The 12,903-nt window shown below is 72.1% G+C and carries 10 protein-coding genes; 2 read left to right on the top strand and 8 right to left on the bottom strand.

Translation table 11 applies throughout. The features are described 5' to 3' along the window. Positions 1–71 precede the first annotated feature (71 nt). The 6 genes from RPQ07_RS08875 to RPQ07_RS08850 form a co-directional block, all read right to left on the bottom strand. Complete coding sequence (locus RPQ07_RS08875) at positions 72–458, bottom strand: NYN domain-containing protein (RefSeq protein ID WP_313943538.1); 387 nt, start codon at positions 456–458, stop codon at positions 72–74. 67 nt (positions 459–525) lie between these two features. Next, positions 526–2,652, bottom strand: coding sequence for a 3-hydroxyacyl-CoA dehydrogenase NAD-binding domain-containing protein (locus RPQ07_RS08870; RefSeq protein WP_313943537.1), 2,127 nt, complete (start codon positions 2,650–2,652; stop codon positions 526–528). Continuing rightward, complete coding sequence (locus RPQ07_RS08865) at positions 2,649–3,869, bottom strand: acetyl-CoA C-acyltransferase (RefSeq protein ID WP_313943536.1); 1,221 nt, start codon at positions 3,867–3,869, stop codon at positions 2,649–2,651. Before RPQ07_RS08865 ends, RPQ07_RS08870 begins: the two co-directional genes overlap by 4 nt. 892 nt (positions 3,870–4,761) lie before the next feature. Then, positions 4,762–6,051 (bottom strand): ribonuclease D, encoded by a 1,290-nt coding sequence (locus RPQ07_RS08860; RefSeq protein WP_313943534.1) that lies wholly within the window; start codon positions 6,049–6,051, stop codon positions 4,762–4,764. A gap of 78 nt (positions 6,052–6,129) precedes the next feature. Further along, positions 6,130–6,792: a response regulator transcription factor gene (locus RPQ07_RS08855; RefSeq protein WP_313943533.1), complete on the bottom strand. Its 663-nt coding sequence runs from the start codon at positions 6,790–6,792 to the stop codon at positions 6,130–6,132. Between the two features lie 277 nt (positions 6,793–7,069). Beyond that, complete coding sequence (locus tag RPQ07_RS08850; RefSeq protein WP_313943532.1) at positions 7,070–7,750, bottom strand: DUF3000 domain-containing protein; 681 nt, start codon at positions 7,748–7,750, stop codon at positions 7,070–7,072. Positions 7,751–7,842: 92 nt separating this feature from the next. Between RPQ07_RS08850 and hemE the strand changes: the two genes are divergently transcribed. After that, positions 7,843–8,907, top strand: coding sequence for a uroporphyrinogen decarboxylase (gene hemE, locus RPQ07_RS08845; protein ID WP_313943531.1), 1,065 nt, complete (start codon positions 7,843–7,845; stop codon positions 8,905–8,907). 62 nt (positions 8,908–8,969) lie between these two features. On the opposite strand, the gene RPQ07_RS08840 is transcribed toward hemE, so the two are convergent. Next, entirely contained in the window at positions 8,970–10,346 is a 1,377-nt protein-coding gene (locus RPQ07_RS08840; RefSeq protein WP_313943530.1) for an FAD-dependent oxidoreductase, read from the bottom strand. Between the two features lie 27 nt (positions 10,347–10,373). Further along, the gene (locus tag RPQ07_RS08835) at positions 10,374–11,276 is read right to left on the bottom strand and encodes a DUF4349 domain-containing protein (protein ID WP_313943529.1); all 903 of its coding nucleotides are present in this window, start codon (positions 11,274–11,276) and stop codon (positions 10,374–10,376) included. A 185-nt stretch (positions 11,277–11,461) separates the two neighbouring features. Between RPQ07_RS08835 and hemG the strand changes: the two genes are divergently transcribed. Beyond that, the gene (gene hemG, locus RPQ07_RS08830) at positions 11,462–12,901 is read left to right on the top strand and encodes a protoporphyrinogen oxidase (protein ID WP_313943528.1); all 1,440 of its coding nucleotides are present in this window, start codon (positions 11,462–11,464) and stop codon (positions 12,899–12,901) included. Positions 12,902–12,903 lie beyond the last annotated feature (2 nt).

Raw genomic sequence — 12,903 nt, 5'->3', positions numbered from 1 at the left:
GCCCTTGTAGCGGAGCTGCCAGGGTATTTCGGTAACGCGGGAAGGGTGCGTGCCAGGGTGTGGACGCCCGGTCAGAGGTCACCCGGCAGGTTCTGAAGCGCCCGGGGACCCACGCAGCCGGCGCCGAGTGCCTCGACGCGCCGCCGCAGTTCCCGGTCGGCCGTGACCACCACGACGTCCCGGCCGGCATCCGCCTCGGCGACCAGCTCCACGATCCGGTCGTCACCGCTGCCGGGCGCCGAGGAGACCCGTACCGCGGGGATGCTCTCCACACCGCGCGCGGCCCCCTCCGCGACGAGCACCACGTCGAGGGGGCCGGGATGCGCGGCCAGCCCGGCGGCGGCGACCTGCGGCAGCCGGTCGCGCAGTCGTTCCACGGCCCCGCGCCGGTCCCGCCACCAGCCGTCCGGCACGGATCCGATGACGTTGGCCGCGTCGACGATCAGCAGGGGTTCCATGCATTCAGCGTGACATGCGAAGGCCCCGGCACCGAGAGAGGTGCCGGGGCCTTCGTCAGCGGTACGACTACGCGGGGACGCTCGCGACGCCCTGCGCCAGGAACGGCTTGCCGTTCACCCGCTGGGAGACACCCTCACGGTCCAGGTACGGCGTGATGCCGCCCAGGTGGAAGGGCCAGCCGGCGCCGGTGATCAGGCAGAGGTCGATGTCCTGGGCCTCGGCCACGACACCCTCGTCCAGCATCAGACCGATCTCCTGCGCCACCGCGTCGAGAACGCGGTCGCGGACCTGCTCCTCGGTGAGGACGGAGTCGCCCTGCTGGAGGAGTGCGGCGACCTCGGGGTCCAGCTCCGGCTTGCCGGAATCGTAGACGTAGAAGCCGCGCTTGCCGGCCTTGACCACCGCGGCCAGGTTCGCCGAGACCGTGAAGCGGTCCGGGAAGGCGCGGTTGAGGGTCTCGGAGACATGCAGACCGATCGCCGGGCCGACGAGCTCCAGCAGGACCAGCGGCGACATCGGCAGACCGAGCGGCTCGATCGCCTTCTCGGCGGTGGCGACCGGGGTGCCCTCGTCGATGACGTTCTGGATCTCGCCCATGAAGCGGGTCAGGATGCGGTTCACGACGAACGCCGGGGCGTCCTTCGTCAGGACCGCGGTCTTCTTCAGCTTCTTCGCGACACCGAACGCGGTGGCGAGCGAGGCGTCGTCCGTCTGCTCGCCGCGGACGATCTCCAGCAGCGGCAGGACCGCGACCGGGTTGAAGAAGTGGAAGCCGACGACCCGCTCCGGGTGCTGGAGCTTCGACGCCATCTCGGTGACGGACAGCGAGGAGGTGTTGGTGGCGAAGATCGCGTGGGCGGGGGCGACGGCCTCCACCTCGGCGAACACCTGCTGCTTGACGCCGATCTCCTCGAAGACGGCCTCGATGATGAAGTCGGCGTCGGAGAAGCCCTCCGCCTTGTCCAGCACACCGGAGACCAGGGCCTTCAGGCGGTTGGCCTTGTCCTGGTTGACGCGGCCCTTGCCGAGCAGCTTGTCGATCTCGGCGTGGACGTAGCCCACACCCTTGTCGACGCGCTCCTGGTCGATGTCGGTCAGGACGACCGGCACCTCGAGGCGGCGCAGGAAGAGCAGCGCCAGCTGGGAGGCCATCAGGCCCGCGCCCACGACACCGACCTTGGTGACCGGGCGCGCCAGGCTCTTGTCCGGGGCGCCCGCGGGACGCTTGGCCCGCTTCTGCACCAGGTTGAAGGCGTAGATACCGCTGCGCAGTTCGCCGCCCATGATCAGGTCGGCCAGCGCGGTGTCCTCGGCGTCGAAGCCGGCCTGGAGGTCGCCGTCCTTGGCGGCGGCGACGATGTCCAGGGCGCGGTAGGCGGCCGGGGCGGCGCCGTGCACCTTGGAGTCGGCGATGGCACGGCCACGGGCGACGGCCTGGTCCCAGGCGTCACCGCGGTCGATCTCCGCCCGCTCGACGACGATCTCGCCCTTGAGGACGGACGCCGTCCACAGCAGCGACTGCTCCAGGAAGTCGGCGCCCTCGAAGATCGCGTCGGCGATGCCGAGCTCGAAGACCTGCGCGCCCTTGAGCTGCTTGTTCTGGTTGAGCGAGTTCTCGATGATGACCGAGACCGCGCGCTCGGGGCCGATCAGGTTCGGCAGCAGTGCGCAGCCGCCCCAGCCGGGGACGAGACCGAGGAAGACCTCGGGCAGCGAGAAGGCGGGGATGGCCTGCGAGACGGTGCGGTACGAGCAGTGCAGACCGACCTCGACACCGCCGCCCATCGCCGCGCCGTTGTAGTACGCGAAGGTCGGCACCGCGAGGTGGGACAGACGCTTGAAGACGTCGTGGCCGCCCTTGCCGATGGCGAGCGCGTCGGAGTGCTCCTTGAGCAGCTCCACACCCTTGAGGTCGGCGCCGACGGCGAAGATGAACGGCTTGCCGGTGATGCCGACGCCGGTGATCGAGCCCTCCGACGCCTCCTTCTCGACCTGGTCGATCGCGGCGTCGAGATTCGCGAGCGACTGCGGGCCGAAGGTGGTCGGCTTGGTGTGGTCCAGGCCGTTGTCGAGCGTGATCAGCGCGAACCGGCCCGCGCCGGGCAGGTCGAGGTGGCGTACGTGCGCCTGCGTGACGACCTCGTCCGGGAACAGCTCGGCCGCGCCCTTCAGGAGTTCCGTGGTGGTGCTCACTTGGTGCCTCCGTCGAAGTGCGGGTTCTCCCAGATGACCGTCGCGCCCATGCCGAAGCCGACGCACATCGTGGTGAGGCCGTAGCGGACCTCGGGCTGCTCCTCGAACTGGCGGGCCAGCTGCGTCATCAGACGGACGCCGGAGGAGGCCAGCGGGTGGCCGAACGCGATCGCGCCGCCGTACTGGTTGACGCGCGCGTCGTCGTCGGCGATGCCGTAGTGGTCGAGGAAGGCGAGCACCTGGACGGCGAAGGCCTCGTTGACCTCGAAGAGGTTGATGTCCTCGATCGACAGGCCCGCCTTGGCCAGCGCCTTCTCGGTCGCCGGGATCGGGCCGTAGCCCATCACCTCGGGCTCGACGCCGGCGAAGGCGTACGAGACGAGACGCATCTTGACCGGCAGGTTGTTCTCGCGCGCGAACTCCTCGGACGCGATGAGCGAGGCGGTGGCGCCGTCGTTGAGACCGGCGGCGTTGCCCGCGGTGACGCGGCCGTGCACACGGAAGGGGGTCTTCAGACCCGCGAGGCTCTCCAGCGTGGTGCCGGGACGCATCGGCTCGTCCTGCGTGACCAGGCCCCAGCCGGTCTCGCCGGCCTCGGGGTTGGTGCGGCGGACCGAGATCGGCACCAGGTCCTGCTGGATCTTGCCGTTCGCGTACGCCTTCGCCGCCTTCTCCTGCGAGCGCACGGCGTACTCGTCGGCGCGCTGCTTGGTGATGTGCGGGTAGCGGTCGTGAAGGTTCTCCGCGGTCATGCCCATGAACAGGGCGGACTCGTCGACGAGCTTCTCGCTCACGAACCGCGGGTTCGGGTCGACGCCCTCACCCATGGGGTGGCGGCCCATGTGCTCGACACCGCCGGCGACGGCGATGTCGTACGCACCGAAGGCCACGCTGCCCGCGACGGAGGTGACGGCGGTCAGGGCGCCGGCACACATGCGGTCGATCGAGTAGCCGGGCACGGACTGCGGCAGACCCGCGAGGATGCCCGCGGTGCGGCCGATGGTCAGGCCCTGGTCACCGATCTGCGTGGTCGCGGCGATCGCCACCTCGTCGATCTTCGCGGGGTCGAGGTCCGGGTTGCGGCGCAGCAGCTCCCGGATCGCCTTCACGACGAGATCGTCGGCCCGGGTCTCGTGGTAAATGCCCTTCGGGCCCGCCTTGCCGAACGGGGTGCGGACGCCGTCGACGAAGACGACGTCCCTGACGGTACGAGGCACGATGGCTCTCCTCCAGGGTGCGGGGTGGCACTGCTGCGGGGCGCGCTGAGCGCGCGCTTTCCTCCGGCCATGCTACTTGTGGGTAACCAAGCTGCCCACCCCAAGAGGCGGGAGCGGCGAACGTCACACCGGGGTGAGGCGCTTCCGCCGTTTCCGGGGGCGGGGATGCGTGGGGTTCGGCAGGGCGCGCGCCTGCTTGGTTGCGTGCCACCGGCGTGCGGGTCTCGGTGGGGCTCCGCCTCTGGGCCGGCGGCGGGCGGGACATTCAGCCCGTCCCGCGTGGGAGGTACGCGCCGGGTGGACCGAGCCACCTGCGCCTGGGTGACGCCCCGGGACCGCGTTCGATGGCCGGGTCGGGCCGGAACGTCCAGCCTTCCAGCGCGGGAGACCCGTCCGCAGGATGTCGTGCCAACGGCGTGCGGATGCACGGCGGTTCCGCCGTGGGGCCTGTGCGTTGCGGGCGTGGCCGGAGCCGGGAGGACACCGCCCCAGGGTGAGCCGTGACCGGGCGCCGGGGGAGGGCAGGCCTGCAAGATGCGGCGTACCACCGGCGTGCGCGGCGGGGCGGAGTCCGCCCCGGGTCGGTGGCGGGCGGGGCATTCAGCCCGTCTGGCGTGGGAGGTACGCGCCCGCAGGCGTGGCCGCCGGCGCAGGCCCCGAGTCCGACTGCCAGGCGGAACCCGGGCGTCCAGCCCGTCCCGCGTGCGACCCCGCCCGCAGGGTGCGCCACCGGCGTGTGGGTCTCGGTGGGGCTCCGTCTCTGGGCCGGCGGCGGGCCGGCGCATCCGGCCCGTCACGCGAGGGAGAGCCCGCCCGCAGGGTGTGCTCGGCCACCGCGTGCGGGACCCGCGTCCCGAACGCCGGGCGGACGCAGACGCGGGTCCCGGCCGCGTCAGGTCGTCGCCGTCGCCGCCAGCGCGCGCGTCAGCAGCGGTGCCACCTGCTCGATCTGCCACGGACGCGCCCCGTACGACGCCAGCGCCTGTGCCACCGACTCGACCGACGGCTGCGCCGGCGGTTCCCAGCACACGCGTCGGACCGTGTCCGGAGTGATCAGGTTCTCCTGCGGCAGGTTCAGCTCCTCCGCGAGCGCGGACACCGCTGCCCGCGCCGCCGTCAGACGAGCGGCGGCGGCCGGGTCCTTGTCGGCCCAGGACCGCGGCGGCGGCGGGCCGTTCAGCTGCTGGCCCGGCTGCGGCAGCTCGGCGTCGGGCAGTGCCTTCGCCCGGTCGACCGCCGTCTGCCACTGCTCCAGCTGCCGCCGGCCCATCCGGTGTCCGAACCCGGGCAGCGCGGTCAGCTCCTGAACGTTCGCCGGGAGGGCGAGCGCCGCTTCCACGATCGCGCCGTCGCCCAGCACCTTGCCCGGTGACACGTCCCGCCGCTGGGCCACCCGGTCCCGGGTCGTCCACAGCTCCCGTACGACGGCCATCTGACGCCGCCGGCGCACCTTGTGCATGCCGGACGTCCGCCGCCAGGGGTCCTTGCGCGGGGGAGCGGGCGGCGCCGAGGCGATCGCGTCGAACTCCTGGTGGGCCCACTCCAGCTTGCCCTGCCGGTCCAGCTCCTTCTCCAGCGAATCGCGCAGATCGATCAGCAGCTCGACGTCGAGCGCGGCGTAGCGCAGCCACGGCTCGGGGAGCGGGCGGGTCGACCAGTCGACGGCGGAGTGGCCCTTCTCCAGGGCGAAACCGAGGACGGACTCCACCATCGCGCCGAGCCCGACCCGGGGGAAGCCGGCGAGCCGCCCGGCCAGCTCGGTGTCGAAGAGCCGGGTGGGGAGCATGCCTATTTCGCGCAGGCACGGCAGGTCCTGTGTCGCCGCGTGCAGGATCCACTCCGTGCCGGACAGCGCCTCGCCCAGACCGGACAGATCGGGGCAGCCGATCGGATCGATCAGCGCGCTGCCCGCGCCCTCACGGCGCAGCTGTACGAGATAGGCGCGCTGGCCGTAGCGGTAGCCGGACGCGCGCTCCGCGTCGACGGCGACCGGGCCGGTGCCGGCGGCGAACGCGGCGATCACTTCGGCCAGCGCATCGGCGTCGGCGACGACGGGAGGGATCCCCTCGCGGGGCTCCAGCAAGGGGATCGGTACTTCTTCGGCTGCGACGCCGTCGTCCGGGGGAGCGCCCCCGGCGGTTCGCAGTGCGGTCTCTGCTGCGGTCTCTTGGGCGTCGGTCACGTGTCAAGGGTATCTGTGAACGGACAGCGCCCGTCGACGGAACGTTCCGTCGACGGGCGCGAAAGAAATGTGGAGCGATCAGTGAATGATGCCGGTGCGCAGGGCGACGGCGACCATGCCGGCACGGTCGCCCGTGCCGAGCTTGCGGGCGATGCGGGCGAGGTGGCTCTTGACGGTGAGCGCGGACAGGCCCATCGAGACGCCGATGGCCTTGTTCGACTGGCCTTCGGCGACGAGCCGGAGCACCTCGACCTCACGGCCGGAGAGCTCGCGGTAGCCGCCCGGGTGGCTCGGGGCACCCGGGGGGCGGCGGTGCAGTCGGCCGGCTCCGGCGCCGATGGGTGCCGCGCCGGGACGGGTGGGGTGACCGATGTTCGTACGGGTACCGGTGACGACGTATCCCTTGACGCCGCCGGCGAGCGCGTTGCGCACGGCGCCGATGTCGTCGGCGGCGGACAGCGCCAGACCGTTCGGCCAGCCGGCCGCGCGGGTCTCGGACAGGAGGGTCAGCCCGGAACCATCGGGCAGGTGGACGTCGGCAACGCAGATGTCGCGCGGGTTGCCGACGCGGGGACGCGCCTCCGCGATGGACGACGCCTCGATCACGTCACGTACTCCGAGGGCCCACAGGTGGCGGGTGACGGTGGAGCGGACGCGCGGGTCGGCCACGACGACCATGGCCGTCGGCTTGTTCGGGCGGTAGGCGACCAGGCTTGCGGGCTGCTCGAGAAGAACGGACACCAGGCCTCCTGGGGAAGGTGCGGGACGGGGCCGGCTCGGGGAAGCCGGGGCGAAACCGTGCAGTTAGGTCACTGACCTCTTCGGCACCGAACCCGGCCGCCTTTAGAGAATGATCACGATTTAGTGAGTAACAATTGGGGCAATTCGGACAGGTGATCGATCATCCTACGAGCGAGCTCATCAGGCTGTTCGCGCGAGGCCGGGTGGGGAGAGCGGTACGGGCACGACACAAAGCACGGCCCGCGCACAGTGTCGCGGGCCGTGCCGGGGGTGAACGTCACCGATGTTGCGGGCCCCGCCGCTGCGGAAGGGAGACCACGCCCGTCACCGCGTCCGCCGGACCGGCCGGCATCGGTGGCAGTCCCGCGACCTGACAGAGCAGATCGCACCAGGCAGCGAGGTGTGCGCCCGAGTCCGGCACCCCGCCGTGGCCCTCGCGCGGTGTCCAGGACGCACGGATCTCGATCTGCGTCGCGGGCCGCCGGTCGGAGAGTCCACCGAAATAGTGAGACCCCGCACGGGTGACGGTGCCGCTCGGCTCACCGTACGAAAGTCCGCGCGCTTCCAGCGCGCCCGTCAGCCACGACCAGCACACCTCCGGAAGCAGCGGGTCGGCGGCCATCTCCGGTTCGAGCTCCGCCCGCACCAGCGTCACCATCCGGAACGTGCCCTGCCAGGCGTCGTGGCCGGCCGGGTCGTGCAGCAGCACCAGACGTCCGTCGGCGAGATCGTCCTCGCCGTCGACCACCGCCGCCTCCAGTGCGTACGCGTGCGGGGCGAGCCGCTGTGGCGGCCGGGCCGGATCCACCTCGATCTCGGGGCGCAGCCGTGCGGCCCGCAGCGCATCGACCGCCTGTGAGAACGCGCGCGGGACGGCATTCCCCTCCGCGCTGTCCGTCGCATCAGCGCCGTTGGAATGATCCGGATGATCGGAAAACTGTCCCTGAGCCGCAGCCATGCGGGGAAGAGTAGGCGGAACGGGGGCTCGGCGCAGGGAGGGACACCCGGGCCGGGGCAGCCACTTCAGGTGTACGTGCGAAGATTTGGGGCGTGAGCGCCAACGAACGCCCCTCGGGCCAGCAGCCGAAGACGTACGACTCCGCCTTTCTCAAGGCGTGCAGGCGCGAGCCGGTGCCGCACACGCCGGTCTGGTTCATGCGGCAGGCGGGCCGCTCACTGCCCGAGTACCTGAAGGTCCGCGAGGGCATCCCGATGCTCGAGTCGTGCATGCGTCCCGAGCTCGTCACCGAGATCACGCTGCAGCCCGTACGGCGCCACAAGGTCGACGCCGCGATCTACTTCAGCGACATCGTCGTCCCGCTCAAGGCGATCGGCATCGACCTCGACATCAAGCCCGGCGTCGGACCCGTCGTCGCCGATCCGATCCGCACCCGGGCCGACCTGGACCGGCTGCGCGATCTCACGCCCGAGGACGTCTGGTACGTCACCGAGGCGATGGGCATGCTCACCCAGGAGCTCGGCTCCACCCCGCTCATCGGCTTCGCCGGTGCGCCCTTCACTCTCGCGAGCTATCTCGTCGAGGGCGGCCCCTCGCGCAACCACGAGCACACCAAGGCGCTGATGTACGGCGACCCGCAGCTGTGGGCGGATCTGCTGGACCGGCTCGCGGAGATCACGTCCGCGTTCCTCAAGGTGCAGATCGAGGCGGGCGCGAGTGCGGTGCAGCTGTTCGACTCCTGGGTGGGGGCGCTGGCTCCCGCGGACTACCGGCGCTCGGTGATGCCGGCGTCGGCGAAGGTGTTCGACGCGGTCGCCTCGTACGGCGTGCCCCGCATCCACTTCGGCGTGGGCACGGGCGAACTGCTCGGTCTGATGGGCGAGGCCGGCGCGGACGTCGTGGGTGTCGACTGGCGCGTCCCGATGGACGAGGCCGCGCGCCGCGTCGGCCCCGGCAAGGCGCTCCAGGGCAATCTCGACCCGGCGGTGCTCTTCTCCACCCGCGAGGCGGTCGAGACGAAGACCCGCGAGGTGCTGGACGCGGCGTCGGACCTGGATGGCCACATCTTCAACCTGGGCCACGGGGTGCTCCCGACGACGGACCCGGACGCCCTGACCCGGCTCGTGGAGTTCGTCCACGAGCGGACCGTCCGCTAGGTCCTCCCCGCCGTGACCGTGACCGGGCTCCAGGCCCGGTCACAGCAGGGTTCGGACCGGGCTCAGCCCGCCTTGCGGACCGCTGCCACTGCCTTGCGGGCCGCGACCAGGACCGGGTCCCAGACCGGTGAGAACGGCGGTGCGTAGCCCAGGTCCAGGGCCGTCATCTGCTCCACCGTCATCCCGGCCGTCAGCGCCACCGCCGCGATGTCGACCCGCTTGCCCGCACCCTCCCGGCCGACGATCTGCGTGCCCAGCAGCCGCCCCGTGCGGCGCTCGGCGAGGATCTTCACCGTCATGGGCGCCGAGTCCGGGTAGTAGCCGGCCCGGCTCGTCGACTCGATCGTCGCGGTGACGTACTGGAGTCCGACCGCGGCCGCGTCCTTCTCGCGCAGACCGGTCCGCGCGATCTCCAGCTCGCACACCTTGCTGACCGCCGTACCGACGATGCCCGGGAACGTCCCGTACCCGCCGCCGACGTTCGACCCGATGATCTGGCCGTGCTTGTTGGCGTGCGTGCCCAGCGGGACGTGCCTCTCGCGGCCCGAGACCAGGTCGAGCACCTCGACGCAGTCACCGCCCGCCCAGATGTTGTCGTGACCGCGGACCCGCATGCCCAGATCGGTCAGCAGCCCTCCGTACGCACCGAGCGGCAGCCCCGCGGCCTCGGCGAGCGTCGTCTCCGGCCGCACACCGATGCCGAGGATCACCACGTCCGCCGGGTACTCCCTGTCATCCGTGGCCACCGCCCGGACCCGGCCGTCCTCACCGGTGAGGACCTTGGTGACCTCTGCCTCGTTCACCGTCGTGATGCCCATGTTGTCCATCGCGGTGTGGACCAGCCGGCCCATGTCCGGGTCGAGGGTGATCATCGGCTGCTCGCCGCGGTTGAGCACGGTCACCTCGAAGCCGCGCTTCAGCATCGCCTCGGCCATCTCGACACCGATGTAGCCCGCGCCGACCACCACCGCGCGGCGCCCCTCGATGCCGGCGAGCGTGTCCAGCAGCTGCTGACCGTCGTCCAGGTTCTGCACGCCGTGCACCCCGGGCGCGTCGATGCCCGGCAGCGGCGGGCGTACCGGGCGGGCGCCGGCCGCGATCACCAGCTTGTCGTAGCCCGTCCAGGCCACCTCGCCGCTCTCCAGGTCACGCGAGCGCACCCGGCGGCCGGCCACATCGATCTCCGTGACCTCCGTGCGCATGCGCAGATCGATGGCGCGCTCGCGGTGCTCCTCGGGCGTACGGGCGATCAGCCGCTCCCGTTCGCGTACGTCACCGCTGACCCAGTAGGGGATCCCGCAGGCCGAGAACGAGCTGAAGTGGCCGCGCTCGAACGCGACGATCTCCAGTTCCTCCGGGCCCTTGAGCCTGCGTGCCTGCGATGCGGCGGACATGCCCGCCGCATCGCCCCCGACGATCACCAGTCGCTCTGTTGCCATGGGAACACGCTACGGGGGAGCCGTGGTTCAGTCCTGACCAGGGCCGCGCGCCGGTCCGGATCCACTGCCACCCGCAGTGCCGTCGCCCGGCCACGGCAGATGCGCGGGCGCCGCCGGCTCGGTGGCCGCGCGCCGCGGCAGCCGCGGCCGTACCCCCCACCGCCAGAGCGCGTAGAGCAGCACGAGCACCGCGGCGAACGGGGCCACCGCGCCGATCACGACGCCCGCCCAGCGGCCCGTGGCAAGCAGCGCGTCCCAGCCGCCGCCGAGCGCGTCCAGGAAGCCCGGGTCGTCGTCGCGCTGCTCCTCCTTCTTCTCCTTCTCGGAGAGCGAGAGGGTGATCGTCGCCAGCGTGGTGCGGTCCTTGAGCGCGGCCTGCTGCGCGAGCAGCGACTCCAGATCGGCCTGACGGCTGCTCAGCTGGCCTTCGAGCGCGACGATGTCGCCGAGCTTGGTGGCCCGGTCCATCAGTGCCCGCACCCGGGCCACGCTCGCCCGCTGGGTGGCGATCCGGCTCTCCACGTCCACGACCTGGTCGGTGACGTCCTTGGCGTCCGCCTTGCGGGACAGCAGCCTGCCCGTGCCCGCCAGTGCCGACAGCACCTCGTCGTACTTCTCCTGCGGCACGCGCAGCACGACCCGCGAGGCCACATGGGTGTCGTCGATCCGTTCCGTCGACTCGTCGGCGACATGACCCCCGGCCGTCTCGACGGCGCTGCGGGCGGAGGCCAGGGCCTTCTGCGCATCCGCGACCTCCACCTCCAGTGCCGCGGTACGGATGATGTGCGCCGGCGCGAGGGAGACCGGCTTCTTCGGCGCGGCGTGCTGTGCGTCGGACTCCGCCCTGTCCGCGGCGGAACCCGCCGCCCCTCCCGCGCGGCCGGACCGGCCGCGCTCTCCCCCTTGTCGTCGCTCGCCCCGCCACTGCATCCGGCGACGGTGAGTGAAGCGGTGAGCAGCAGTGCCGCGAACGTACGTCGAGCCCGCATGTCGGCCCCCCAGGGACATCGGTGAGTGTCACCGGTTCGACGGCGGGCCCGCGGCAAGGGTTGCCGTCCTGCGGTCCCGAAGCGGTCACGGTCGGGACTCGGAACGGCGTTTGAGAGAGTGGGGACATGGAGTCTTCACCGAACACGGGCACCCCCACCGGCCATGTCGTCGTCGTGGGCGGCGGCATCGCCGGCCTCGCGGCCGCCCACCGGCTCGTCACCGCCGGGGTGCGTGTGACGCTGCTGGAGGCGACCGACCGGCTGGGCGGCAAGCTGCAGACCGGCGAGATCGAAGGGCTGACCGTCGATCTCGGCGCCGAGTCCATGCTCGCCCGCCGCCCGGAGGCCGTGGACCTGGCCCGTGCCGTGGGACTCGGCGAGCGGCTTCAGCCCCCCGCCACGGCCACCGCCTCCGTGTGGACGCGCGGCGCACTGCGACCGATGCCCAAGGGGCATGTGATGGGCGTACCGGGCTCCGCCGACGCCCTCGCCGGCCTCCTCTCCGCCGACGGCATCGCCCGGATCGAGCGGGAGCGCGACCTCGCCCCCGTCGAACTCGGCGACGATGTCGCGGTGGGCACCTACGTCGCCGAGCGCCTCGGCCGCGAGGTCGTCGACCGGCTGGTCGAGCCCCTCCTCGGCGGGGTGTACGCGGGTGACGCCTACCGGATCTCGATGCGCGCCGCCGTCCCCCAGCTCTTCGAGGCGGCCAGGACACACGACTCCCTGCTGGAGGGCGTGGCCGAGATCCAGCGCCGGGCGCAGGAACGGCCGCAGAGCGGGCCCGTCTTCATGGGCATCGCGGGCGGCGTCGGGCTGCTGCCGGGGGCCGTCGCCGACGCCGTGCGCGCCGCCGGGGGTGAGATCCTCACCGAGACCCCCGTCGTCGGTCTGAGCCGCGACACCGAGGGCTGGCGGATCCGCACCGACCGCGGGGAGTTCGCCGCCGACGCCGTGGTGCTCGCCACCCCCGCCTGGTCGGCCTCGGCCCTGCTCTCCGCCGAGTCGCCCGAAGCCTCGGCCGAACTCGGCCGGATCGAGTACGCCTCCATGGCCCTGGTGACCCTGGCCTTCCGGCGAGCGGACCTGACCGGCCTGCCGGACGGCAGCGGCTTCCTGGTGCCGCCGGTCGACGGCCGCACCATCAAGGCCTCCACCTTCTCCAGCAACAAGTGGGGCTGGGTCGGCGAGAGCTCGTCGGACCTGTTCGTCCTGCGCACCTCCGTCGGCCGGTACGGCGAGGAGGAGCATCTGCACCGCGAGGACGCCGACCTCGTCGGGGTGTCCCTGGACGACCTCGGGGCGGCGACGGGGCTCGCGGCCCGGCCCGTGGCCACCGAGGTGACCCGCTGGATCGGCGGGCTGCCCCAGTACCCGGTCGGCCACCTGTCCCGCGTCGCCCGCATCCGTGACGAGGTCGCCAAACTGCCCGGCCTGCGGATCTGCGGGGCCGCGTACGACGGTGTCGGCATCCCCGCATGCATCGCCGACGGACGGCGCGCCGCGGACGAGATCATCGCCACGCCCACCCTGGCGCGAGGCACCGGTCGGCAGGCGGGAGAATAGCC

This window comes from Streptomyces sp. AM8-1-1 (assembly GCF_032229325.1).
GTDB lineage: Bacteria > Actinomycetota > Actinomycetes > Streptomycetales > Streptomycetaceae > Streptomyces > Streptomyces achmelvichensis.
This window is presented reverse-complemented; position numbering and strand designations above follow the sequence as displayed.

Excerpts from the sequence above, each read along its gene's own strand:
- RPQ07_RS08840 (WP_313943530.1), bottom strand. The coding sequence starts at position 10,346 with ATGGCAACAGAGCGACTGGTGATCGTCGGGGGCGATGCGGCGGGCATG.
- RPQ07_RS08835 (WP_313943529.1), bottom strand. The coding sequence starts at position 11,276 with ATGCAGTGGCGGGGCGAGCGACGACAAGGGGGAGAGCGCGGCCGGTCC.
- RPQ07_RS08875 (WP_313943538.1), bottom strand. The coding sequence starts at position 458 with ATGGAACCCCTGCTGATCGTCGACGCGGCCAACGTCATCGGATCCGTG.
- hemG (WP_313943528.1), top strand. The coding sequence starts at position 11,462 with ATGGAGTCTTCACCGAACACGGGCACCCCCACCGGCCATGTCGTCGTC.
- RPQ07_RS08850 (WP_313943532.1), bottom strand. The coding sequence starts at position 7,750 with ATGGCTGCGGCTCAGGGACAGTTTTCCGATCATCCGGATCATTCCAAC.